Below are 26,139 nucleotides of genomic sequence, written 5' to 3' on the forward strand. Positions count from 1 at the left end.
AACAAGGAAATTATTCAGTTGAACGTTTGCTGTTTAATTAGGTGGAGCTACTTATGAGTGGTTCGGTTTGGAATGAAGTGGATGTTTTACCTTTAGCCAAACAATTTGTCGATCACGATTGGATCGCTAATGATTGGTATCTTAATCTAGAAACTAACTATCGATATCTGTTTCAAATTATCTTTGGTTGGTTAATAGTTCACCTGGGTTTTTTGGCTACTTCCATTATTGGACGCTTATTTTGCTATGGCTTAGTCGCTACTGGATTAGTATTACTCGGACAAAAACTAGGCTTGAATTTAACCTATCTTCTACTCGCCACCATCGCCCTTACCTATCAAGGATACCTTCAAGGTGCGATCGCAGGAGAATGGTTTGTTGGGGGGTTAGAAGCTAAGGCAGTAGCTTATGGACTAATTCTGATTGCGATTCCTTTAATGTTATCCAGACGCTATCTGTGGATGATGATGTTATTGGGATTAGCAACCTCTTTTCATGTTTTAGTCGGCGGTTGGGCTTTTCTCACTACCTTGGGCTGGTTGTGTTTACCACCGAAAGCGCGTTTATTGAAACTAGGACAAAATATTTGGTTGTTATTTGCAGTATACTTAGCTGCTAGTGCTTTTGCCATTCCCCCAATCCTACAGCAGTTAGTTGCTTCTACTCCACCAGGAAACATTTCTCCTTCTTTTATCTATGTTTTTTTGAGACTTCCCCATCACTTAAACCCCTTTGCTTGGCATCCCTTATTGTGGCTGAGATTGGCTATTTATCTTGGCATCTGGATCTGGTGTGTAAGCCTACTCAAAAATATTGCTGATGCTAAAGGCTGGCAGCCAGTGGACTACGCCCGTTTAGAATTAACCGAGTTTACTTTAATTAGTCTTGTACCCTTTGTTATCGGTATCGCGATCGCCTTTTTTGACAGTGAGGGAAGTTTCCTGCAATATTATCCTTTTCGCTTCGGCGATACGATCTTGCCCCTGGCTACCTATTTGTTAACTGCCTGTACTTTACAAACCAAGTTTTCTGTAAAAAAACATCGGTCGATCTGTTTTATCTTAATTGGCTGTATCTTATTTACCCAAATAACATTTTTTAGTCAAAGTGCGATCGCTGCTCAAAATTTTCCGACTCAACAACAGAATGTAGATCCCCAATGGAAACTAATGAGTGACTGGATCGAGAATAATACTCCTCAAGATGCGGTGTTTATTTCCCATCCTTGGTATTTGGCAAATTTCACCTGGATGACTCAAAGGGCTACAGTAGTAAAGCTTAAAATGTTTCCCCAAACCAAAGATGGAATTGTCGAATATTACCAGCGTCTGAACGATCTAAGTGGTGGTAATCTTGCTAAAATCTATTTTGGCAGTGAAAAATTAGACCAGGTAAAAACAGTTAAGGCAATTAGCGCGGGATTTTCTGCCCTTAACACTTCCCAGGTACTCAAATTAATGAAAAAATATCAGTGCGAGTACTTTTTAACTGAGATCGAACATCAGTTAGAATTACCTATTGTTCATATTCAAGCACCTTATATTCTTTATAAAAGTCAGTTGGAATCGAATGACCTAGAAAACTAATCTAAATGAGCCAGTTTCTTAACTTGGCAGAGATAGTATCAATAATGGTGGTGGCTAAAATTAAAATGATTAAAATAGAGCAAACTTTGCCATAGTCAAAAGACTGGAAGCTTTGATATAAAGAAACTCCAATTCCTCCCGCACCTACAATTCCCAATACCGAAGCAGAACGCACATTAGATTCAAAACGGTACAAAGCAAAAGAAGTCCATAAGGGAATTACCTGGGGAATGATGCCAAAAATAACCTCCTGGATCTTACTCGCTCCTGTAGCCCTTATCCCTTCAACTTGCCCTGGTTCGATCGCCTCAACCGCCTCAGAGAATAATTTACCCAAAGCCCCCGCAGTATGAATAAATAATGCCATAACTCCCGCAAAGGGGCCCAAACCTACCGCCACTACGAACACCAAGGCAAAAACAATTTCATTAATCGCCCGCATTGCATCCAAGATTCTTCTAATAGGCTGAACGATCCAAGGGGGACAAACATTTTCTGAGGCTAAGATGGATAGAGGAATGGCAGCGATCGCAGCTAGCAAAGTACCCCAAATTCCCATGGAGATAGTAATCAAAGTATCGTCGAGATAGGTTTTCCAGTAGGAAAAATCAGGAGGAAAGTAAGAGCTAATATACTCCACCATATTTCCTCCCCGTTGAATCAATACGGGAGGATTTAATTCACTTTGGTGATAAGAAAAAATTAGTAAGGCGATCGCTATAATTAACCAGAAAATTTTTACCGTAGTTACCTGTTTATCTTCCTTAGCTAACATTTGCCTTACTTCAGAAGAAACTTTAGTATGATGATGATTAGATATATTCGGCGATCGCATAATTTTCCCAAAATCTCCTATTGCCTTGGTTTATTTACTTAATAGTTGCTAGTTGCTCGTTAAGTTCAGCAATCTGCTTGTCTTTATCAGTTTGGGATAAATTATCATTAGCTTGAATTGCTAGAATTTTCTCACCGATATCTAGTTCGCGGATGGGGTTCCAAACATTATCGGCAGCAGGAGCAAAGCCTTGCCATTCCAATGGTTCGAGTACGGCTGAATCTTTGTAATTGTAAAAGAAGTCTTTAAGCTTAGTTTTAAGATCTTCAGATAAGTCTGCACGCCAAGCGATCGGATCGCTTGGAATTAGTACCGATGTCCAAATAACCTCAATATTTTCTCTGGCTTGGGGATTAGTTGTTCCTAAACGACTCAATGACTCGCTGTTGTTGGTAGCCACATCTACCTGATTATTTGCTACCGCTAATGCAGTTGCCTCGTGGTTTCCTGAAAATATCAAACGTTTAAACGCATCCTTGGGATTAACGCCATTTTGAGCAAAAACGTAGTAGCTAGGAACTAAATAGCCAGAAGTTGAATTAGTCTCGTTAAAGGCAAATGTAAGTTCGGGAGCGTTTTGAACTACAAACTTGTCTCCTCCCATTTCTTTTGCTTGAGCTAGCTTAGGATTATTTTTATTCATAATTAAATGAGAAACATAACCCTTCGTACCGTCAGAATTAACAGTTTGGGCGAATACTTCCGCATCAGCGATTTTATTCGCTTCGATATAAGACTTTCCACCCAACCAAGCTAACTGCACCTGTCCAAAACGCATCGCCTCAATCACCCCTGCATATTGGGTGGCATAGAAAGCTTTGACGGGTATGCCAATCTCTTCCGACATGGCAGCAATAAACGGTTCCCAGATTGGCTTTTGATTGGCTTGAGATTCAGTGGAGATAATACCAAAATTAAGTTCTTTGAGATCTTGGGCTTGAGCGGATTTTGAGAATAATTTAGCTGCTGCTAGTGAGCCAGCAAATACTGAAGTATTTCTGATAAAAGATCGTCTTTTCATTGTCTAGATAATGATTATGATAGATAAAAATTAATTAGAATTAATTAGTGTGTTTCTGTCTTAGTCTTGACTAACAAATCCTCTCTTGTGGTAAAGTCTCCATGTCCGCGAACGACCAACTCTTCAACGGCTGAACCATAGATTTTAGTTAGCTTTTGTTCGTTTAGTTCGTTGACTGCGCCATCAAACATGACTTTGCCATCCCGCAGAGCGATCGCTCGTTTAAAATAGCGTTGTACCATCTGTACTTGGTGCAAAGAAGTAATGACAGTGATGCCTTCATCATTAAGCTCGCACAACAATTCCATTACTTTCCTGGCTGACTCAGGATCGAGGGAGGCTATGGGTTCATCGGCAAGAATAATTTTCGCCCCCTGAACCAAACAACGGGCGATCGCTACTCGTTGCTGTTGTCCGCCAGATAAAGTAGAAGCACGCTGATAGGCTTGTTCGAGGATGCCAACTCTTTGTAGAGCTGCTAGGGCTTGAGTCTTTTCTGATTTAGAGAATTGACGAAAAAGCGATCGCGATAGAGAGATCTGGGATAAATTACCAATCAAGACATTTTCTACAACAGTCAAACGAGTGACTAAATTAAACTGTTGAAAAATAAAGCCAATTTGACTCCGTATTCGACGGATGTGCGAATGGTATTTGCCCTGACTTTGAAGGGGTGCATCAAAGATACTGACTGTACCTTTGTCCGCAAGATGTAAACCATTTATATTTCGCAACAAGGTTGATTTACCTGAGCCAGAAGCACCAACTAGAGCCAGCATTTCGCCCTCATTAGCTATCAAACCAACCTTATTCAAGGCTAATTTTCCTTTAAAACTCTTGCTTAAATTTTCAACCTTAACTGCTTTAGCAATAGTCAATCTTAAGTACCTAAAACTACACTAGTTTAATAGTGTCTAGGATTTGAATTAAGACAACAGTAGGCTTAATTTATGAATCGATTAAGATTTGGGCGTTGTTTTTGGCTGATACTTTTTGCGTTGCTGAATCGAGGTATGATTTTACTGATATGCGATCGCTAAAAAATTAGGGTTATTACTTCCAAATGCTGATGTTCTAACTCTTATAAATTTATCTTGGTAATTCCTAAATTATAAATTATTATGACTTCTATACTAGAACAGCTTAAAGATTCTGTTAGCAATGCTTTGGTGGCTGCTTTCGGCGCAGAAATGGCAGATAAAGATCCTTTGGTTGCACCGACTAATAACCCCAAATTTGGGGATTATCAATCTAATTTGGCTTTATCTTTAGCCAAACCATTAAAACAAAACCCTAGAGCGATCGCCCAATCGATTATCGACAATCTTGAGATAGATGATATGTGCGAAACTCCCACTATCGCGGGGCCTGGTTTTATCAACTTTATGCTAAAATCGGACTACGTTGGGAGTCTACTGCAAAAAATTCAACCAGACGAACGGTTAGGAATCGAGAGAGTTGAATCGGCAGACAAAGTTATCGTAGATTTTTCCAGCCCTAATATTGCCAAAGAAATGCACGTAGGACACTTGCGATCGACTATTATTGGCGATGCGATCGCGCGTATTTTAGAATTTCGAGGTTATGATGTGCTGCGTCTCAATCACGTAGGAGATTGGGGTACTCAGTTTGGGATGTTAATTGCTTATCTGCGGGAAGCCTATCCCGAAGCTTTAACTACTGCCGATGCCCTGGATATTGGCGACTTGGTATCCTTATATAAAAAAGCCAAGGTGCGTTTTGATGAAGACGAAGAGTTTAAGCAAACCGCCAGAGAAGAAGTAGTCAAATTACAAGCGGGTGCAGAGGATAGTCGTCGGGCTTGGAAGCTATTGTGCGATCAGTCTCGCAGAGAGTTTCAGGTTATTTATGATTTACTGGATATTAAATTAGAAGAGAGAGGAGAATCTTTTTACAATCCTTTTTTAGCAGACATTGTTAGCGAATTGGATGAGAAAGGTTTATTAGAAAAAAGTGAAGGTGCGATGTGCGTCTTTCTCGATAGCTTTACTAATAAAGAAGGAGATCCTTTACCTTTAATAGTGCAGAAAACTGATGGTGGTTTTAATTATGCCACTACCGATTTAGCAGCAATTAAATATCGAATAAAAGAAGACAAAGCAACTAGAATTATCTACGTTACTGACTCTGGACAAGCTAATCACTTTGCAGGGGTATTTCAGGTAGCAAAGAAAGCAGGAATATTACCCGAGTCTGTGGAAACAGTTCACGTACCTTTTGGTTTGGTACTAGGTAAAGATGGTAAAAGATTAAAAACTCGTTCTGGAGTAACAGTTAAACTAAAAGACTTATTAGACGAAGCTATAAATCGAGCAAAAAACGATCTAGAAACTAGATTAAAAGATGAAGAAAGAAAAGAGACTCCCGAATTTATTGATCGCGTTGCTCAAGTAGTTGGTCTAAGTGCAGTCAAATATGCCGATCTCAGTCATAATCGTACATCAGACTATACATTTGATTATGATAAAATGCTCGACCTTAAGGGAAATACAGCACCATATTTGCTATATGCTTATGTACGTCCTCAAGGTATTAGTCGGAAAGGAAATATTGATTTTTCTAAACTAGATAATAAGACAAATATTGTATTAGCAGAAAAGGAAGAATTGGCTTTAGCAAAACATATCTTGCAACTAGAAGAAATAATTAAAGAAGTAGAGTCTACTTTATTACCTAATCGTATATGTTTGTATCTCTTTGAATTAAGTCAAAAATTTAATCAATTCTTTGAAGAATGCAATGTTTTAAATGCAGAAGAACCTCAGAAAACTTCTCGTTTAATCTTAGCTGACTTAACCGCACGTACTATTAAATTGGGCTTGTCTTTGTTAGGCATTGAAGTATTAGAAAGAATGTAATTCTTGAATTACTAATTGCCTAAAGAGAAGACGAACAAAATAAAAAGACTATTGACAGTAATTATTAACTCCTAATAAATTAATTTATTTCTTAAAAGTTCATAATTACTGTTCCGATTGTGCTGTTTTAATTACAGGCAAATGAGTTAAAGGTACGGTAAAAGTAACAGTCGAACCTAATCCATCCCCCATACTATAAAAAGATATAGTTCCACCCATAGCTTCTACCAATTTTTGAGAAATCGCCAAACCCAAACCCGTACCACCATAAGATTTTGTCCGCGAACCATCTACCTGATAGAAATTTTCAAATAACTTATTTTGCTTTTCTAAAGATACCCCAATACCTGTATCGGCAACGCTGATTTTCACCATCCCTGGCAATTCAATACCTTGAGATTCGACTTTTTTATTATTGATCTCTGCACTGACAACAATACCTCCTTCTCTAGTAAATTTAATTCCATTGCCCACCAGATTCAACATCACCTGAAGCAAACGTTGATAATTTCCATATAAAGTAACGGGAGTCATAGTTGCGGGATATTTAAACTGGAAGTTTAGTTTTTTTTGTTCTGCTTGAGTGCGAATCAGATTATCAACATTTTGGAACAACTCATCCAATTCTATCTCTGTTAATTCCAGATCCATTTTGCCAGCTTCAATTTTGGCAATATCTAAAATATCATTAATCAAATTCAACAAATGAATCGAAGACTTATAAGCTTCTTCAATAAACTCATGTTGTTCTTCGGCATTATCTGCCATCCCCTCTAAAAGCAACTTGAGGAAGCCAATAATACCATTGAGGGGAGTACGCAATTCATGGGATGTATTAGCTAAGAAATCACTTTTGAGGCGGTTTGCTTCTTCTGCTTGAATGCTGGCTTGTTCTACTTCCCGATATAGTTTGGCTAGAGAAATTGCAGCTTCTACTTGTTCGGCTATCTCCTTGAGCATTTCCATTTCTGCTGTTGTCCAATGACGGTAGCGATCGCATTGTTGCAAACAGATTAATACATTATCTTCACTGTTATAGTTGGTCGATACCACTAAGCTAGATTTACGCTGGAGGATATCTACCCCCATAAAATCTACGGCTAAAGGATAGTTCGACACCAAAGCCTGTTGTAGATGAGTTTCGTTTTGCCAATTAATTTGATGTTCTGTAATAGAACCATATAGATCTGAACAATATTCTGCTTCTACTGATAGCTGGGTGATATTGCTGTGATTTGTCAAAATTAAACAGCGACTAACAGCAAAAGTAGAACCAATATTATTAACTGTCTGTTGATAAATAGTTTCCAAATCTAGGCTGCGACGAATCTTGCGCACCACCTGATTTAACAATTTTTGATAGCTATAAATAGGTGCGGGAGCTTCATCTTGGGCAAAAGAAAACATTTCTTCTTCCTTCAGCAAATGTCCCATAACCAAAACAGCATGGGGCTTTCTGCTGGCAGAAAGTATGGGACTGACGATCAGTTCAAAAGAACAAGAACTTTCTCCGCATCTAAACAAACAATAGCACTGTTCTGGCAGACGACGCTCGATCGCCCGTCTAATTTTCTCTAGGTAGGTTTGAGGATCTACGGGGGCAAAAATTGTATTAAATAAACTGGTAGAGCAATCACTATTTGAATTGACAAAGTTCCCAGGTAATCCATATTCCTCTGCTTTTGCCCACCAAAAAGAAAGATAGTTTCCCGCAATATCTTGAGTAAAGACCAATTCTGCTCCCAATTGCTGCCATTTTATTTCATTGGCTGACATAGTTGTATTGCTGTTAGATCGTTCTGAATCAAATCTAGGGAGCATGGGCAAGGGAGTTAGGCTTTAATCTAATATCAAGTTTTAAACATGGCTCTTCCCTGAAACTATAACCTATAGATACATAAAAAAAGTTGGAATAAAGCCCTGAGTTTACCTAATATTCCCCATATTGCTGCGTTTTTATCTTTTTATCTCTCAATCAATCGTTCCATTCCCCTTGGGGTGGTACAGGAGGGTTGCGCCTAAAGGTACGAGTGAGATCTGTTTCTCCATCTCGTTCTCCATTGAGCCATTGCTTAATGGCGGTTTCGATAATTTTACTAGGATCGTTAGTTAAATGTTTGATCCGATTTAAGACTTCTGAATCTAAATCTATGGATACTCGTGTTTTTTCGGGATTGATGCCCTCGCGAGGTAATTGGTTGTTGGCGAAAGATTCTTCTTCACTAGAAGACTCTAATTTTGTCAAATCGTCATTCATAACCGTTCTTGGTTTGGTTTATTTTATTTTAATAATACCCGTTGGACTTATTTAAGGGCAAAACAAAACAATTAAAGTAATGATGTGCGATCAATAATGGAAAATAAGTAAAAATCAACATTACAATAGTTTAAAATACTAACTTTTAAAGATTCTTAATCTAATAAATTTTTATGACCGACGTTCCCGTCTCTCGTATCCGTAACTTCTCAATTATTGCTCACATCGATCATGGTAAATCTACCTTAGCGGATCGAATGCTGCAAGACACTGGCACTGTGGCACAAAGACAGATGAAAGAACAATTCCTCGACAATATGGATTTGGAACGAGAGCGAGGAATTACCATCAAGCTACAGGCAGCAAGAATGAATTACACTGCCAAAGATGGACAGAATTATGTTTTAAACTTAATCGATACTCCTGGTCATGTAGATTTCTCCTACGAAGTATCTCGCTCCCTAGCTGCTTGTGAAGGTGCGTTGCTAGTAGTGGATTCTTCTCAAGGAGTGGAAGCCCAAACATTAGCTAATGTTTATTTGGCACTAGAAAACGATCTGGAGATCATTCCCGTACTCAATAAGATAGATCTTCCTGGGGCAGAATGCGATCGCGTTGCTCAAGAAATTGAAGACGTTGTGGGTCTAGATTGTAGCGATATTATCCAAGCTTCAGCCAAAATTGGTTTAGGTATTGATGATATTCTAGAATCGATCGTCCAAAAAGTCCCGCCTCCAGCAGATACGGTGGATCGACCCCTGAGAGCCTTGATTTTTGATAGTTATTACGATGCTTATCGTGGGGTAGTAGTCTACTTCCGCGTTATGGATGGTAAGGTTAAAAGAGGCGATAACGTGCGTCTGATGGCATCGGGTAAAGAATATGTCATTGACGAGCTTGGTATTCTTTCTCCCACCCAAGTTGAAGTAGAAGAACTTCACGCAGGGGAAGTGGGTTATTTTGCTGCTGCGATCAAAGCAGTAGAAGATGCCCGTGTCGGCGATACTATTACTCTAGTTGACGAACCCGCACCCGAACCCCTTCCTGGATACACTGAAGCGAAACCAATGGTATTCTGTGGTTTGTTTCCCACCGACTCGGATCAGTATCCCGATTTGCGAGATGCTTTAGATAAGCTCAAGCTTAACGATGCTGCTCTATCTTACGAGCCAGAAACTTCTAGCGCAATGGGTTTTGGTTTTCGTTGTGGTTTCCTTGGGTTACTCCACATGGAAATCGTTCAAGAAAGACTAGAGAGGGAATATGATTTAGAACTTATTACCACCGCACCTTCAGTAATTTATCGCGTCACCACCATAGACGGGGAAGTGATGGAAATTGATAATCCTAGTTTGTTACCCGATCCTCAGCAACGGGAAAAAATTGAAGAGCCTTTTATTAAGGTAGAAATTATTACTCCTGAAAACTATGTTGGTACTTTAATGGACTTGTGCCAAACTAGACGGGGAATATTCAAAGACATGAAATATTTCACCCAAAACCGTACCTGTCTGATTTACGAGTTACCTTTAGCCGAAGTAGTTACTGACTTTTTCGATCAAATGAAGTCGCGCACTAAAGGATATGCCAGTATGGAATATCAAATGCTTGGTTATCGCAAAGATCATTTGGTGAAGTTGGATATTTTGGTTAATAAAGATCCTGTCGATGCTTTATCAACTATCGTGCATCGAGATAAAGCTTATTATGTCGGTCGAGCATTAACAGAAAAGCTCAAAGAATTGATTCCTCGCCATCAATTTAAAGTACCAATTCAGGCAGCTATTGGAGCCAAAATAATCGCCAGCGAACATATTCCCGCACTGCGTAAGGATGTATTGGCGAAATGTTATGGCGGTGATATTTCTCGTAAAAAGAAACTATTACAAAAACAAGCCAAAGGTAAGAAAAGAATGAAATCTATTGGTACTGTGGATGTTCCTCAAGAGGCTTTCATGGCAGTGTTGAAAATAGGTAAAGAATAAGTAATAAGTAATTAAAGAGCGATCGCTTTTTTGATTTAAAGAGAAAGGCGATCTCTTGTAGGTGGATGCTGTCTGGGGATAGAAATTAGTTCTTTTTTTCTGAACTAGTTAAGAATGAATATGCTAGGATTGTGCCAAATTGAGCGATAGAATTAATGCTAGCTACTCATAATTCCCCTCAGATTGATAAGATTACCACCAATAACTTATTAGTAGTGTTTGCTGAATTTTTGGATCTAGATGTTAGTGCGGGGGATGCTGCTAAAGACACCCTCAAAACCTATATTCGCCAGCTACATCAGTTTCTAGAGTGGTGCGATTGCCGTCTGTTAAATCCCGTTACTATAACTAAAAACGACATTAAAAAATATCGTCGTTGGATGATCGAACAAAAGAAATATAAGCCAGCCACTATCGCTTTGAAATTAGCTGTCGTGCGTCGTTTCTATCAAGCTGCGGTAGAAAAAGGGATGATTTCTATCAACCCTGCTGCGGGGGTTAAACCGCCACGAGAAAAACTAGATCCCGCCGAAAAAATTACTTATTTAGAGCAAACAGAAGTAGAATCTCTTTTAGGTATCATTCCCGAAGATGGCACAATCATATCTGCCAGGGATAAGGCGATGATTGCGATTATGGCTTTAGAAGGTACGAGAACGGTAGAATTACATCGTGCTGATATTGCTAGTTTGGTCAGACAGGGACAAAATTTGGGCATTCGGGTAGAGGGAAAAAGAAGCATTCGAGTTGTTCCTCTGACCCCAGATATTGCCCATCTTCTGGTTAATTATTTACATATTAGAGAAACCGCAGGAGAAGTATTAAAACCCACCAGACCATTATTTATCGTTACGGGTAATAATTCACGGGGAAAAAGAATTTCCCGTCGCGGTATTCGAGCCATTGTCGACAAATACCTCCAACAAGCATCATTAAAACATACTCCTGGTCGAACTATCTCTGCTCATAGTCTTCGACATACTGCTGGTACATTAGCCTTGCGATCTGGTGCAGATTTACGTCAGGTACAAGATCTATTAGGACATAAAGATCCTCGCACTACCTCGATCTATGCTCACGTAGGCGATCGCTGGCAAAACAATCCTGCCTTAAAGTTAAATATTAATATACCTTCCCTCTAATAATTAACTATCTAATTTAAACAAAATATTGGCACGGCTGATATTATCCTGTTTGCCTATATTTTGAATGGCGATCGCTTTGAGATGGGGAAATAATGATTGTATGGCTAGTTTGGTTACTTTATAGAGGGGAATGCGATCTTCCAATAAAGATTTGCCATTGTTAATCTCTATATAAGCCAAATTGCGATCGTTGAAGGGTAAAGAATTTAAAATTTGTTGTAATTCCAGATTATCTAAAAAAGATTTATTATTCAAAGAATTTACTGTTGTCTTATCCGCCTCGATTAATAAAGTTCGAGCAGCTAAATCTGCTCCCTTAATTGATAGAGCAATACCCAAAATTGGCTTACTATTAGCTTGAGTTGAGATTGTCGATTTATCCAACCAAGCAGATAAACCAAAAACATCAATGTAACCTATACCTATGTGAGGTTGTTGAATATTATTTAAAACATTTTGATAACTATCAGCTCGTGCCAAATTAAGCTCGATCGCTTGGGCTTGATTGATCGCCTCTTTTAAAATTTGAGGTTGATTGGCAAATAAGACAAAATCTCCCACCACCACACTGCTCCAGAAATCAGAAATTCCCTTGGGAAAGATAATATTTGTTCCTTTATACGGCTCGATACTAATATTATTTTTGGTGCTATAAAACTGGCGTAAAGACTCTTTTGCTAAACCATTATTCTTCGTTGCTGCGGCTAAAATATATCCTGGTTGCGCTCCATTTTTCGGATTGCGATCGCTATCTAAACTAGCTATGGCTAAAGTAATCTCGTCTCCCAACCAGGGTTTAACGTCTCGTTGATAATTAAAACCTATTTTGCCCAACAAATCCGTTTCCCACTGTTGCCATTCTAGGCGTTCTCTTTGACGCTCTTGAAGAGGCAAAGTCACCCGATAGATAGCATTGAGCTTTTCAGGATTAGTGAGCAAAGAAACCATCCCAGGAGCTTGTTTGGGGATAAATGCCGCAGCCAGAGGAAAACGATTTACCCCTCCTGGCAAAAGCGCGATCGAGCTAGAGCTTGCGATCCAACCCATGCCCACTACCGCGATCAAAAAGATAGTGATTGCTCCTGCGGTTAAAGTCCAGAAAAAAGAACGAAATTTCATTAAACAAGTATTTTAAAAACAGCAATTGTAGCTGTAAGTAACATTATATATCTTGGGAGTTAGTAAAAAAATTAACAATAAATCGTGATGAAACTGAGGGAAAATTAAAACATAGTAAATTTTATTAATAATAAAAGTGTTTTATAGTAGCCCAATTCCCGAAATTGATGTCAATCAGCTAGCAATACGATTAGCCGAGGTAGAAGAATCACTTCAGTTAATCGATGTCAGAGAAAGAACCGAATTTGCGATCGCTCAAATTCCGCAATTCAATCTATATCCTTTGAGCGAGTTTGAACAATGGTCGGAAAAAATTCTGATCGATCTTGAGCCGGAGACAGAAACAATAGTTATATGTCATCATGGAATGCGATCGGCTCAACTTTGTCAGTGGCTAGCTATGAGAGGATTTAGTAACGTCCAGAATGTGCAGGGGGGAATCGATGCTTATTCTCGTTTCGTAGATAACCGCATTAATCGTTATTAATGTACTTTTATGTACTAATATCACAAGCTATACTTGACTAAAATTCTCGACTTTACCCTACAAATAATTATCAATAATTATATTTAATGGCACACCAACCCGATCTGAGTGCGAGACATCAAAATATATTAAAAGCTACTATAAAACACTATATTGCTACCGCCGAGCCAGTAGCTTCCAAGACTTTGGCACAAGAGTATGATTTTGACGTTAGTTCTGCTACCATTCGCAATGTTATGGGGCGTTTAGAAGAAGCTGGACTACTTTATCAACCCCACGTATCTGCGGGAAGAGTACCTTCTGATTCGGGTTATCGCACCTATGTAGACCATCTTATTGTCCCTAATGGTGATGTCAGTCAAATTATCCAAAAATCAGTACAGCGCGAGTTAAAAGTAGCTAGAGCAAGCTTTGAAGCACTATTACAAAAAGCAGCCAAAATTTTAGCAACCTTAAGTGGTTATATTGCTTTAATTACTTTCCCCCAAAATCTTAATAGTACTTTGCGCCATTTACAATTGGTCAGAATAGGAAGCGATCGCGTCATGTTAATTGTAGTAACAGATTCTTTTCAAACCCAATCAATTTTGATTGAATCCCCCCTACAAAATGACGATCCAGACGAATCAAATATAGATCGCCAATTGCAGCTTTTATCTAACTTTTTAGATACCGAACTAAAAGGAAAATCGTTAGCCGAAATTGCTACTAATGATTGGTCGAATATAGATGATAATTTTGCTCGATATACCGACTTTTTTAGCATCTTATTTGACCAATTAAAAGCCAGTTTTAAAGACAATAATTCTAGTCCGATCTTAATTCATGGCGTAGCAGAATTTTTGCGTCATCCAGAGTTTTCTCAACTCCAACAAGTTCAAACTCTTTTATCTTTACTAGAAGAAAAACAAGAACAGTTACTACCAGTTATTTTCACCCTTCCTGAAGTAAAAAATTCCCTCCAACGGGTTAGCATTACCATCGGGGAAGAAAATTACCTCGAACCGATGCAAAGCTGTACTTTAATCTCAGCTAACTACTATCAAGATGGTACTCCTGTGGGTAGCGTGGGCATTTTAGGGCCCAAAAGAATGCTCTATGAAAATGCGATCGCTTTAGTCGAAAATACGGCTAACTATCTTTCTAACCCCTTTAAAATGTCAATTTAGGGCGTGGGATGGATACAGAAAAATCAGCTATTTGTTCTGTTCCGATTTAGACTAACATCTAATGCCCCTTTAGGATAGGCAATCCGTTTATGATTGAACTGTTGCCAGACTCGGATGAAAACATCTGCCACAATGGGTAATTCATCATAACTAAGACCACTATCGAGCAATTGACCGTCTTGCCAACGGGACTTGAAAATCTTTTGTACTGTAGATAAAGCCTGTTTGGGAGTAGCGTCTCTCAGGGATCGCAAAGCAGCTTCGCAACCATCTGCCAACATCATAATTCCTGCCTCTCTCGACTGGGGAATTGGACCAATATAGCGAAAATCAGATTCTAATACCGTAGCACCCTCTTCCTCCGCTTTTTGTTTTGCCTGATAGTAAAAATAAGCAATCAATAAAGTTCCCTGATGTTCGGGAATAAAATCTCTGATAGCTTTGGGCAAACCATATCGACGCGCCATCGCTAAACCTTCGCTGACGTGCTTTTTGATAATTTCCGCACTCAGCCAAGGATCGTCAATTTCATCGTGTTTGTTAGGTCCTCCCATTTGGTTTTCAATAAAGCCTAGAGGGTCGTGCATTTTGCCCACATCATGGTACAAAGTACCCGCCCTAATCAACTCTACATTGCAATTTAATTCCCTCGCAGCAGCTTCCGCTAGAGAAGCCACAAACATAGTATGTTGAAATGTTCCTGGTGCTTCAGTAGCCAATCGCTTGAGTAGGGGTAAATTAGGGTTCGATAACTCTGCCAACCGAATTGGGGTAACTAAATCAAAAAATCTTTCTAAATAAGGAGAAATTCCGATCGCCACCACACTCCAAGCAACCCCAAACAGACCGCAGATAGAAGCATCGGGTAAAATGGCAGACCAAATAGTAGCAGGACTAGCACTGGCGATTAAATTACTAATTAAATATACTGCTGCTTGAGATATCCCCACCATAATACCCAATCTGGCGATCGCTTCTCGTGATCGCAATCTACCAGCAAAAATAGCTGCAATCAATCCTCCAGCACATCCTGCAAGCAAATAAGAATATCCAATAGCTTGGTTGCTAAACATGACTAAAGCTGCTACTAAAGCCACTTGGTATACAGCCAAACTGGGAGTATAAAAACTACTAACCAACAAACCAATCGCTGGCAAACTAGTATGAGGAAAATTAAACACGCTTAATAAAGGCGCGCTCAAACTTAATAGGCACAGTAAAAGATAATCGCGATTGCGGATTGAAGTATATACCCGTCTTTGAATCACCAAAAAGATGCCAAGAACAAAACTAACAAAAGTCGCACAGAGCTTTAATCCGTCCCAATTAGTCCCTCGCTGACTGAGTTTGAAACCATCTAACAACACAAAATCTGCTTGAGTTATTCTTGCTCCTTGCTCGACAATCACTTCTCCTTGTTCGATTTCTACTATGACGGTATTAATTGCCATAGCTGCCTTTTCAGCAATATTTCTCGTAGCATCTTTATCTTCTTCTAGATTGGGTTCGAGTATTTCTAATAGTAAATTGTGAGCTAAAAATTCGGCATTTTCAGGTATGTCAGGATTGAGTTGAGCCGAGACGGCTTGCTCTAAAAGACTAGAAGGCATCCCCAAGGGAATACCTTGAGTTAAAATGCGATCAATCGCCAAAGAAATCGTATTTTTCGTAGTTTTCCAATCTTTTTCAGTCAAATCGAGAAGAATAACAATTTCTTTATCATCCAAGCGAACATTTTTTTTCTGAGCTAACTTTTTCCAAGCCTGAGCATAGCGATAACGAGTTAGGGTAATTTGGGCAATTAAAGTATTGAACTCCGTGTCCGATGTTTGTTCGCGATATGCCTTTAATTCTGAAGCAACTTGTTGCAATTTGATATTAAAATCTGGTCTTTTTTCTAAAGGCACGTTATGTTGAGGGTTGGCAGATTTTTCGCGAAAATTTTGAGCCACAGAAGCCAAAACTGATTTAAACTCTTCTTCTGGACAAAAACGAATATATTTTTGACTCGACAGAGAAAGTACTTCGGGATTGAAAAAAGGAAAAGGCTCAGTTAATTTTCTTAATTCATCTACGCTATCTAAATATGCTGCCAGCTTAGTTTGAATTTCTTCGGTTAAAAATGTATCTTGCTTTAATATGGGTACAATCCCGGTTTGAATTTCTTTGCGTTTCTCTAAAGTGGTTTTATTATCTTCAAATTTTTCTGAATAGGGAGCTTTAATCGTCAGGGGCGAAATTTTACCCACGGTTAATTGGGGCTGATTGTAGAAGCGATAGCCCACAACACTAGTTAACGCTACAATACTTACCAACAACATCGCCAAAAAATCTCTCAGGCTGTTTTTGCTGTTTTTGTTGTATCTTCTTAAGGAAGATTGTCCTGAAAATTGAGCAGCTTTACTTGAGTTTTTGATCCAGCCTAAAAAACTATGATGTAAATATTTGTCTCGCCATCCCTGAAAATATTCTATTAGTGAATGCCAGCTTTTCATCATATATGAAGACCAATAGAAGCTATAGAAATATTTTGCCTAATTGTGACCGAATAATATAACAACTTTGACACAAGAAATTTCGTTTGCCGAATTAATTATTGTTTTATATTTACTAAATTTATGCCTGCTATATAGTTGTATACAGTTGACAAATTTAACCCAGATTTTATTTTTGAGAAATAATTTTTAAATTTTGACGAGGTTGAATAATTTTAGGCATAGCAACTGCATGAATTTCTGGGTTACAAAATAAATCTTTACTTTCTAAACTATGGTGTATGCCCAGCCAAGTTTGAAACAGTTGTTTGATAGTGTTTTTAGTCTCTTCCTCAACGCGATCGCTATTACTTGTTTCTCTCCAACTCCTCGGTATCCCAGCTACACCATTATATGCTCCTGAGATGGTAGCTGTTAGTATTGCAGTTGGTACGGATAACCTACTATTAATGTGACTGGCGCGTTTGACTGAAAGCATAAAATTTCTAGGGGTAGAGGCAAAACAGAACCAAGATAAAGCGATCGCAATTGAGGCAGTTTCTACCTCATCTCGATCTTTATTTATTGGTTGACGTAATTGGTCGCTCAATTGTCTTAGACTTAAGCCATTTGACCAAGCTTGGCTTACCATCTCTAGTTTCTCAACCAAAGAAGTCGTCTTAATTTCTCCTCCACCCAAGAGTAAGTCGATGGACTTACTAACATTTGGCTCTTTAAATTGAAATTTGTTATTTAATACCAAAGTTAAAATATAACTCCATATTAAGAGATATTCCTTTAATTGTGATGTCTGGTCTGATTTAAAATGACATTGAGTAATAATTCCTTTGCATATATATTTATTATCTTCGGCAAATAAAATGATGGGTAACAAAAGTGACATCAAACGATAAGGAAGATCGATAGGATCGATCGAAACACTTGTAGCATCATCAGATAATAACTCAACTAACTGGGAATCAATTCGATCTAGTCTTCCATCTTTGACAATTATTTGTCCGATTTTGTTTCTGGTGGCGATCCAATCGGGATTTTTATACCGTAGAATCTTAGTTCGATCCCCAAAATTTAGATCCTGAGATAAAGCCCCTGCGATCGCGCTTCCCCACCAAGCCCCTGCAAATCGGTCAAAAGTAGAATAATTCATCAATCTCCTGCATTTTTTAAAAATCTATCAAAATAAACTGATAAGATACTCACAACCTATCAATCATCATCTTTCCTCCATGTTAGTTACTACTACCGACACGATTCAGAATCAGTCTATTGAAAACTATTTAGGGATAGTTACTGCCGAAGTAGTATACGGTACAAATGTTTTGAAAGATTTTTTTGCGGGGATCAGAGACACTATTGGGGGACGTACGGGAAGTTATGAAAGAGTTTTTGAAAAGGGACAGCAAAAAGCGATCGAAGAACTCAAGCAACGCGCCCAAAAGTTAAATGCAGATGCAGTGATTGGCATCGAAATAGATACGGGTACAATTAGTGTGGATAATAAAGGAGTGTTACTTTTAATTACTGCTACGGGAACGGCCGTTCAATTGAGCTAGAAAGAGCGCGTTTGTGTGGTTATCCACCAATAACCAGAATCAAAAATTATGTTGACTAAAGAGAGTAATTTACCTGCCCCCCCAACCTTTCCTATTCTCAATCTTCACGTTCATCTCCTGGAAAACTATCAAGATTGGCTGTTAGCCAGACTAAAACAGGGTATTGGGACTCATGTGGTAACTTTGAATGCCGAAATGACCATGATGGCAGAAGAGAATCCTGTTCTCAGCCAAGCTATAAAAGAGGCAGAATTGATTATTCCTGATGGTGCGGGAATTATCATTTATATGCGTTTGCGGGGGGTCAAACACCAACGCTGTCCTGGTATAGAACTGGCTGAATCTTTGATTGCCAAAACTGGGCAGGCTAATTCTGACAACTGTCTGGTTTTTTTTGGTGGAACTCCTGAAACCGCTGCTAATGCACTTCAAACTTGGCAGGAAAAATTTCCCAGCTTAAATATTTTAAGTCAGGACGGATATATTTCTGGAGATCGAGAAACTGAGTGGAAAAAAACTCTACAAGAGAAACAACCTCAGATTATTTTTGTTGGGATTGGAGTACCCAGACAAGAACTTTGGATTAGAGAGAATCGTCATTTATGTCCCAATGCTGTTTGGGTTGGTGTTGGAGGAAGTTTTGATATTTGGGCGGGAAACAAGTCTCGCGCGCCTCAATGGTTGAGAAATAACAATTTAGAGTGGTCTTATCGTCTTTATCAAGAACCGTGGCGTTGGCGCAGGATGTTATCTTTGCCCAAATTTTTTTGGCGTTCTTTAGTTAGCTTAAAAGCAAAAAGATAATTGACTATTTTTTGATAGAAGATTCAATCAATTGGCTTTCAATAAATGGCGCGTTAGCCACTTCTTTTAAACCAACAGACTCTAGTAATTCTGTCCATTTAGCTCTAATTATGGGCAGTTCTTCTGCTGATTGCTGGTTGTCGGCTAAAACAGAAAGAGCATCGTACCAAAAACCTCGATCGCGATAAAGTTCTGCTTGTTGTGCGGGATTAGTTCGATCTAGTTTTTGCTGGGTAGCAACATCAACTGTTGACTGGCGCATCCAACCTTCTACGACAATATCTCGCGATCGCTCTTCGGAATTGCAAATCATAGAAAGATACCAATGATACTTATTATCTTGTTCGATGATATCTTTTTGTACGTTGGCAGGAAGATCAACACTCATGATGCCTTTTCCTTCTGTAGTCAGAAAAGCTTCGTAGATTAATTCGTCTTGTTGGTTGCGGAGTACAAATTCTAAAGTTTTTTCTTTGCTGACTTTGGGTACGTAAAAGAATAATTTGGGAGTAGCAGAAACATTAACACCAACGGTTTTTTCAGGAATCAAAGCAGTTAAATTGCGACTGTCAGCATCAGCTAAACAATTGCCTTTGCTGCTTCTGCTACCTCCATCTCGACGATGACTGGGTAAACCATAATCGGAGTTACTCGTTTGTGTAGTCGTTTTTTCTGCATTTACTGGATTTGCCAGACTTCCGAATACCATATTTAGCATCATTAGCGAGCCAAATATACTAATTGGTTTGCTTTTTTTAAGTTTAATATTCAACATTATTAATTTAAGAAAAAAAAGATAATAAACATACTAAATATAGTAGTCTTATTTTATGTTCATTGTCCACTATTGAAAAATAAAACTATACTTGTTTAAAACAATATTTTCTAGATTATTTTTTAGATATATTTACTTAGATATTTATAAAATATTAGTATTTTCACCGAATAGCTATACAGTATTTTTTTATCATGAAAGCTTATAATAAATTCGCTAGATATAATGATTTGGGTTTCAAAAAAGTCAAGAAAAAACTTGGTACTTACACTCTGTCTTTGTTTCTGTTAACTATCTTAATCACGACAATCGTCTTGGTTTCTAGATATTTTGGAAGTCTTCAGGTTCTAGAATTACTAGTTTATGATTGGATGGTAAATTTACACAATAAGAATGAAATAGATTCTAGATTCCTAGTAGTAGAAATTACAGATAAAGATATTCAAAAACAAAATAGTTGGCCAATTTCAGATGAAACTATAGCTCAGGTACTTAAGAATCTTCAAAAACACCAACCCAAAGTAATTGGCTTCGATCTTTATCGAGAAGTTCCTTATCCACCAGGAACAAAAGCCCTACAACAAGAATTGCAACGAGATAATGTAGTTGTAATTCAGTTAATTGGTAACGGAGATAATAGCGTTGCTGCACCTCCTGGGGTAAAAAGAAAGCAAATCGGTTTTAACGATGTAGTTTTAGATATCGAAGGTGATGTCTTGCGACGTAATTTAATGTACGTCCAATTTGGCGATGGGGAAGACGAACAAATGTCTTCTTTTTCTCTTCAGTTGAGTCTTAAATATTTAAGAGAGCAAAATCTTCGGTTTCAAGTCGAACGTGATTTTTTGCAGATTGGAAATACAATATTTCCCGATCTAAAGGCAAATTCTGGCGGTTATCGCTTGGAGTCTTCCGAAACTGCGGGAAAACAAATTTTGATCGATTATCGCTCTCCTAATATTGCTAAAACAGTAACTCTAGGTGAAGTATTAGCAGGAAAAGTCGATCCCAATCTAATCAAAGATAAAATCGTCTTGATTGGTACTAGCGCGCCGAGTATCAAAGATATAATTCCTACTCCCTATAGAGGTTCGCAAACCTTTATGCCTGGGGTGATAGCTCACGCTCAAATGACTAGTCAAATTTTGAGCGTGGTATTAGACGATGCAACCCTGATTTGGTTTTGGTCTGAGGGGGTTGAAGGTGTCTGGATCTGGGTTTGGTCGTTATTGGGGGTAGCGATCGCCTGGAAACTCAAACATCCTCTTTTGATCGCGATGCTGGGAATAGTCAGTATCGTTGCTTTATGGAGTATTTGTCTGATTGTTTTTGCCTTTTCAGGCTGGATTCCTTTTGTTCCTGCTGCGATCGCCTTAGCAGCTACTGCTGTAAGTGTTTTGGGTTATAAGTCTTTGTATAATTTGTTTTATGATTCTTTAACAGGATTGCCCAATCGCACTCTATTTGCCAAGCAACTAAAAGAACTCAAGCAGAGAAATCGTTTAAAATCCGAAGGCTATATTGCCATTCTCTGTTTGGATTTAGACCGTTTTAAACTGATTAATGATGGTTTGGGATATCAAGCTGGCGATCGCATTTTAATCGCCACGGCTCAACGTTTACAAGACAATCTCGATTCTAAGGCTATTTTAGCTAGAGTAGGAGCAGATGAATTTGCGATCGCTTTTAGAACTAACGAGGATACGGGAGAGGCAATTTCTGTTGCCAATACATTGGATCGAGAATTAGCCATTCCTTTTCAATTAAAGGAACAAGAAGTTTTTACTTCAGCCAGCATTGGTTTGGCTCTCAATCGTATGAGCGAAGACTTTCAACCAGAAGAGTTATTACAAGCTTCTCATACGGCGATGTATAAAGCTAAGGTATCTGGCAAAAGTCAACATCAGGTATTTGCCACCAAAATGCACGAACAGGCATTAAAAAGACTACAACTAGAAGCTGACTTAAACCAGGCAATTGCCAATGAAGAATTTGAACTTTATTATCAACCCATTATTTCTTTTACTACAGGAAAGATAACTGGTTTTGAAGCTTTAGTACGCTGGATTTCTCCCACACGAGGTTTTATTTCCCCAGGGGATTTTATTCCTGTTGCGGAAGAAACTGGCTTGATCGTACCGATGGGTAAATGGATTCTCGAAACTGCTTGTCGTCAAATGCAGTCGTGGCGATCGCAATTTCCCGAAGCGGAACAAGTGACGATGAGCGTCAATCTTTCTAGCAGACAGTTTTCTCAAGCAGATCTAGTGGCTCAGATTCAAGAGACTTTGATTGTAACCGAACTCGATCCAGCCAATCTTAAATTAGAAATTACCGAAAGTATGGTGATGGATGATGTTGAAAATACGATTATTTTGCTTAATGAGCTGAAAGAATTGAATATAAAAATTAGCCTGGATGATTTTGGTACGGGGTTTTCATCTTTTAGTTATTTACATCGCTTTCCTACCGATACTTTAAAAATAGATCGGTCTTTTGTGAGTAATATGAGTCAAGGGTCTAAAAATATCGAAATTGTCAATACTATTGTAATTTTGGCTCACAAATTGGGTATGGATGTGATTGCAGAAGGAATTGAAACGGTGGAAGAAAAAGAGATTTTGGCAGGTTTTAATTGTGAATATGCTCAGGGCTATTTTTTTGCTAAACCTCTCAAGCAAGATGATGCAACAGAATTATTTGTCAACAAAGCTCAATGGTAGTTTTTATTGAACAATGAAGTATAAGTTGTTGTTGAAGCAGGGTTTGATTACTGTAGTTGGGGTTTTGATAATTCTGACTAGTGCTGGCTGCCGACAAACTACAGTGGCGCAGTCAGAGATAGATAAGCGATCGCAGATTACTACCATGTATCGGAAATATGCTGAAGAATTTCCTCAAATAGAAAGTATTACTGTTGAGCAGTTACAACAGTGGCAACAGCAAGGTAAAAATATTATCTTGGTTGATGTGCGAACGCCGAAAGAAAGAGCTGTTTCAATGATTCCTGGGGCGATCGCTTTGGCAGAATTTGAAGAGAATTTGGAGCAATATAACGACGATAAGGCAATAATTGTTGCTTACTGTACCATTGGTTATCGTAGCGGGAAGTATACAAGTAAGTTGAGACAAAAAGGTATAAATATTTTCAACCTGGAGGGGAGTCTCTTAGCTTGGAGTCATATTCAAGGAAAACTAGTCGATCGCAATGGTTTTACTAATAAAGTTCATGTTTTTGGACATCAGTGGCAACTCACGGCAGATAATTATCAAGCTGTTTGGTAAATATAAAGTTAGGTAAAACTGAAAATTGGGCAAACTAAGGCTGCGATCTATTGTCCCGATTTTATGAGTATTTATTGTAGTTATGCCTGACAAATTCAGACAACGTTGCTTGCTATGGTTGGTCTTTATTTTATTAGGGTTATCGATTAGCTTATTTCCCAATCTTTATGGCATCTCCCCAGGGGTAGCTACAGAGATCTCCGTTAATCGACTAGAAAATACTCTAGACGCTACAGAATTAGAAAAACAAGGCAAATATTATTATTCGATCGCCCAATTCGACCGTGCGATCAACTCTTGGCAACAGGCGTATCAAATCTATCTTCAATCTCAAGATATTCTCGGTCAAGGAAGGGTTTTAAGCAATTTGGCTTTGGCTTATAGCCAGTTAAACCATTGGCAACAGGCAACCCAAAGTATAGCCGATAGCTTAGAGTTGTTAGATCGAGATTCTAGTCTTAGTCCTAGGGATAAAGTCCCTGTATTGGCTCAAGTCTGGAATAATCGGGGCATTTTAGAATTTGAACGGGGAGAAATAGAACGAGCGATCGCATCTTGGCAGCGAGCAAAAGTTAATTATCAACTCGTAGCAGACGATCTAGGGGTAATTCGAGCTTCAATTAATCAAAGCAGTGCATTCAAGGAATTGGGGTTTTATCATCGTGCGGTCAATACTCTAAGGGAAGTAGAACAAGATTTAACCCAACAACCAGATTCCTCAATCAAAGCTACGGGATTGAGGAGTTATGGAGATATTTTACGTTTGGTAGGTCAAGTAAAGCGATCGCAAGAAATGTTAACAGACAGTCTTGAAATCGTCAAAAATTTGGACGATCCCAGCGAAGAAGTCAAAACTGCGATTGCACTGGGCAATACCTATAAGGCAAGCAATCCTCAAAAAGCTTTAGAGATTTATCATCGTGGTTTGGCAACTTGTAGTCAAGATGCTGGCTGTCTGGCACAGGATTTATCTCTACAAGTTAATTTGGCAACCATTAATTTATTGTCGGATAGTCCTCAATGGCAAGACAGTCAAAAGTTAATTACACCTATTCAAGATGAATTTGCTCGTTTGCCGAACAATAGAGCCAATATTGATCGTAAGGTCAACTTTGCCCATGCTCTAATGAAATTAAATCGTAGATCTGCCCTTAAAAAAACTCACAAAACAAATATTCCCAACCTGTCAGCTATCGATGAGTTATTAAAAGAAACCATCGAACAAGCAAAAGCGATCGATTATCAAAAGGCTCAATCCTATAGTTGGGGTTTGCGGGGACAAATTAAGGAAGAATTACAATCTTTCGACTTGGCGAAGAAGTATACTCAACAGGCTTTGATTTTAGGTCAAAGATTAAATGCACCCGAAATTGTCTACTTGTGGCAATGGCAGCTAGGCAGAATAAATAAAGCTTTAGGGGAGCTTCCAGAAGCAATAACCCATTATTCCCGTGGGGTGGAGTTATTAAAGTCATTAAGTCAAGATTTGGTCGCCATTGACCCTGACGTACAGTATTCTTTTCGCGAAGGAGTCGAGCCTGTTTATCGACAGTTGGTTAGTTTATTATTAACTGCCGAATCTGGAAAAGAGATCCCTCAAGGCAATTTAGAAAGGGGTAGAGAAGTAATCGAATCTCTTCAATTAGCAGAATTAAATAATTTCTTTCGAGAGGCTTGTTTGGATGCTCAAGTCGTGAATATAGATAGTGTAGACAACCGCGCAGCAGTAATTTATCCGATTATCTTAGGCGATCGCTTAGAAGTAATTTTAAGTTTGCCCGATCGACCCTTACAACACTATGCCACCGATATAGATCGAGATAAATTAGAAGCTACAATCGATCAATTCCGTCAAAGTATCGTAGTTCGTAGTCGCCGACATTTTTACGATCCTGCCAAGCAACTATACGATTTATTAATTCGTCCTGCATTAAAAGATCTAACTAAAAATAAGATTGAAACTTTAGTCTTTGTTCCCGATGGTTCGTTACGCAATATTCCCTTAGGTGCTTTATACGATGGTAAGCAATATCTGATTGAAAATTATAATGTCGCTCTAACTCCTGGCTTACAGCTATTAGCACCCCGTCCCATAGAACAAGTAAAACTAAAAACTATTGCCGTGGGTTTGACTCAAAGCAGACAGGGCTTTTCTGCTTTAGACTTTGTTAACTCGGAGTTAGAACAAATTAACGATACTGTAGATAGTGTTATCTTAGTCGATCGCGAATTTACCAGCGAAGCCCTCAAGCAAGAAATCCAACATTCCGACTATCCTATCGTACATATTGCCACTCATGGACAGTTTAGTTCTTCCATTGAAGATACCTTCTTGTTGGCTTGGGACGATCGCATTGATATCAATCAATTGGATAATATTCTTCAAACCAGAAATCTCAACCAAAAAAATGCGATCGAGTTATTGGTTTTAAGTGCTTGTGAAACAGCTACGGGCGATAACCGAGCTGCCCTAGGACTTGCTGGAATGGCAGTGCGGGCGGGAGCGAGAAGCACTTTAGCTACTCTTTGGTCGGTTAACGATCGCGCTACTACCAAATTGATGAGTGATTTTTACCACGAGCTATCAGACAACCATCTAGCTAAAGCCGATGCCGTGCGTCAAGCTCAACTATCTTTGCTACATAGCCCTGGATACGAACATCCTTTCTACTGGGCTCCTTATGTATTGTTGGGCAATTGGTTATAAATCGATCAGATAATCAATTTCAATCTACCAAGCAAAA

20 protein-coding genes are annotated in these 26,139 nt (G+C 38.7%); 11 read left to right on the forward strand and 9 right to left on the reverse strand.

What is annotated here, in order from left to right; genetic code table 11:
• The first annotated feature begins 53 nt into the window (after positions 1-53).
• Positions 54-1,586, forward strand: coding sequence for a DUF6798 domain-containing protein (locus I4641_RS13480; protein ID WP_229641055.1), 1,533 nt, complete (start codon positions 54-56; stop codon positions 1,584-1,586).
• Position 1,587: 1 nt separating this feature from the next.
• Here the strand turns inward: I4641_RS13480 and phnE are convergent, their stop codons facing one another.
• From phnE to phnC, 3 genes are read right to left on the reverse strand one after another with little or no spacing between them, the layout of a single operon-like run.
• Positions 1,588-2,421, reverse strand: a complete 834-nt coding sequence (phnE, locus tag I4641_RS13485) for a phosphonate ABC transporter, permease protein PhnE (protein WP_229641056.1) — start codon at positions 2,419-2,421, stop codon at positions 1,588-1,590.
• A 34-nt stretch (positions 2,422-2,455) separates the two neighbouring features.
• Complete coding sequence (phnD, locus tag I4641_RS13490; RefSeq protein ID WP_229641057.1) at positions 2,456-3,442, reverse strand: phosphonate ABC transporter substrate-binding protein; 987 nt, start codon at positions 3,440-3,442, stop codon at positions 2,456-2,458.
• Positions 3,443-3,486: 44 nt separating this feature from the next.
• Positions 3,487-4,320: a phosphonate ABC transporter ATP-binding protein gene (gene phnC, locus I4641_RS13495; protein WP_229641058.1), complete on the reverse strand. Its 834-nt coding sequence runs from the start codon at positions 4,318-4,320 to the stop codon at positions 3,487-3,489.
• Positions 4,321-4,563: 243 nt separating this feature from the next.
• Between phnC and argS the strand changes: the two genes are divergently transcribed.
• A complete protein-coding gene (gene argS / locus I4641_RS13500) occupies positions 4,564-6,321 on the forward strand; it encodes an arginine--tRNA ligase (RefSeq protein ID WP_229641059.1) in 1,758 nt (585 codons plus the stop codon).
• Between the two features lie 105 nt (positions 6,322-6,426).
• Here argS and I4641_RS13505 read toward each other — a convergent pair whose 3' ends face one another.
• Together I4641_RS13505 and I4641_RS13510 are read right to left on the reverse strand one after the other, a co-directional pair.
• Positions 6,427-8,097: a sensor histidine kinase gene (locus I4641_RS13505; RefSeq protein WP_229641060.1), complete on the reverse strand. Its 1,671-nt coding sequence runs from the start codon at positions 8,095-8,097 to the stop codon at positions 6,427-6,429.
• A gap of 199 nt (positions 8,098-8,296) precedes the next feature.
• Positions 8,297-8,578, reverse strand: coding sequence for a hypothetical protein (locus I4641_RS13510; protein ID WP_229641061.1), 282 nt, complete (start codon positions 8,576-8,578; stop codon positions 8,297-8,299).
• 173 nt (positions 8,579-8,751) lie between these two features.
• Here I4641_RS13510 and lepA point away from each other — a divergent pair, with 173 nt between their 5' ends.
• Both lepA and I4641_RS13520 read left to right on the forward strand, forming a co-directional pair.
• Complete coding sequence (lepA, locus tag I4641_RS13515; protein WP_229641062.1) at positions 8,752-10,563, forward strand: translation elongation factor 4; 1,812 nt, start codon at positions 8,752-8,754, stop codon at positions 10,561-10,563.
• 155 nt (positions 10,564-10,718) lie between these two features.
• Entirely contained in the window at positions 10,719-11,705 is a 987-nt protein-coding gene (locus I4641_RS13520) for a tyrosine-type recombinase/integrase (protein ID WP_229641063.1), read from the forward strand.
• A gap of 3 nt (positions 11,706-11,708) precedes the next feature.
• Here I4641_RS13520 and I4641_RS13525 read toward each other — a convergent pair whose 3' ends face one another.
• A complete protein-coding gene (locus I4641_RS13525) occupies positions 11,709-12,827 on the reverse strand; it encodes a DUF3352 domain-containing protein (protein WP_229641064.1) in 1,119 nt (372 codons plus the stop codon).
• A 136-nt stretch (positions 12,828-12,963) separates the two neighbouring features.
• Here I4641_RS13525 and I4641_RS13530 point away from each other — a divergent pair, with 136 nt between their 5' ends.
• Positions 12,964-13,314 carry a rhodanese-like domain-containing protein gene (locus I4641_RS13530; protein WP_229641065.1) on the forward strand — a complete coding sequence of 117 codons (351 nt, stop codon included), beginning with the start codon at positions 12,964-12,966 and terminating at the stop codon, positions 13,312-13,314.
• Positions 13,315-13,400: 86 nt separating this feature from the next.
• The gene (gene hrcA / locus I4641_RS13535) at positions 13,401-14,483 is read left to right on the forward strand and encodes a heat-inducible transcriptional repressor HrcA (protein WP_229641066.1); all 1,083 of its coding nucleotides are present in this window, start codon (positions 13,401-13,403) and stop codon (positions 14,481-14,483) included.
• Positions 14,484-14,506: 23 nt separating this feature from the next.
• On the opposite strand, the gene I4641_RS13540 is transcribed toward hrcA, so the two are convergent.
• Together I4641_RS13540 and I4641_RS13545 are read right to left on the reverse strand one after the other, a co-directional pair.
• Complete coding sequence (locus I4641_RS13540; RefSeq protein ID WP_439655348.1) at positions 14,507-16,978, reverse strand: HD family phosphohydrolase; 2,472 nt, start codon at positions 16,976-16,978, stop codon at positions 14,507-14,509.
• Between the two features lie 169 nt (positions 16,979-17,147).
• Positions 17,148-18,125, reverse strand: a complete 978-nt coding sequence (locus I4641_RS13545) for a hypothetical protein (protein ID WP_229641068.1) — start codon at positions 18,123-18,125, stop codon at positions 17,148-17,150.
• 79 nt (positions 18,126-18,204) lie between these two features.
• Here I4641_RS13545 and I4641_RS13550 point away from each other — a divergent pair, with 79 nt between their 5' ends.
• On the forward strand, positions 18,205-18,531 hold the full coding sequence (locus tag I4641_RS13550) for a YbjQ family protein (protein WP_229641069.1): 327 nt from the start codon (positions 18,205-18,207) through the stop codon (positions 18,529-18,531).
• A 48-nt stretch (positions 18,532-18,579) separates the two neighbouring features.
• Positions 18,580-19,335 (forward strand): WecB/TagA/CpsF family glycosyltransferase, encoded by a 756-nt coding sequence (locus I4641_RS13555; RefSeq protein WP_229641070.1) that lies wholly within the window; start codon positions 18,580-18,582, stop codon positions 19,333-19,335.
• A 4-nt stretch (positions 19,336-19,339) separates the two neighbouring features.
• On the opposite strand, the gene I4641_RS13560 is transcribed toward I4641_RS13555, so the two are convergent.
• Complete coding sequence (locus tag I4641_RS13560; protein ID WP_229641071.1) at positions 19,340-20,110, reverse strand: DUF928 domain-containing protein; 771 nt, start codon at positions 20,108-20,110, stop codon at positions 19,340-19,342.
• A gap of 194 nt (positions 20,111-20,304) precedes the next feature.
• Between I4641_RS13560 and I4641_RS13565 the strand changes: the two genes are divergently transcribed.
• The 3 genes from I4641_RS13565 (at position 20,305) to I4641_RS13575 (ending at position 26,102) form a co-directional block, all read left to right on the forward strand.
• Complete coding sequence (locus I4641_RS13565) at positions 20,305-22,833, forward strand: EAL domain-containing protein (protein WP_229641072.1); 2,529 nt, start codon at positions 20,305-20,307, stop codon at positions 22,831-22,833.
• A gap of 13 nt (positions 22,834-22,846) precedes the next feature.
• On the forward strand, positions 22,847-23,395 hold the full coding sequence (locus I4641_RS13570) for a rhodanese-like domain-containing protein (protein ID WP_229641073.1): 549 nt from the start codon (positions 22,847-22,849) through the stop codon (positions 23,393-23,395).
• 82 nt (positions 23,396-23,477) lie between these two features.
• Entirely contained in the window at positions 23,478-26,102 is a 2,625-nt protein-coding gene (locus I4641_RS13575; protein ID WP_229641074.1) for a CHAT domain-containing protein, read from the forward strand.
• Positions 26,103-26,139: the final 37 nt, after the last annotated feature.

Origin of the sequence: Waterburya agarophytonicola KI4, from assembly GCF_020640915.1 — a bacterium.
In the GTDB taxonomy this organism is placed as follows: domain Bacteria; phylum Cyanobacteriota; class Cyanobacteriia; order Cyanobacteriales; family Xenococcaceae; genus Waterburya; species Waterburya agarophytonicola.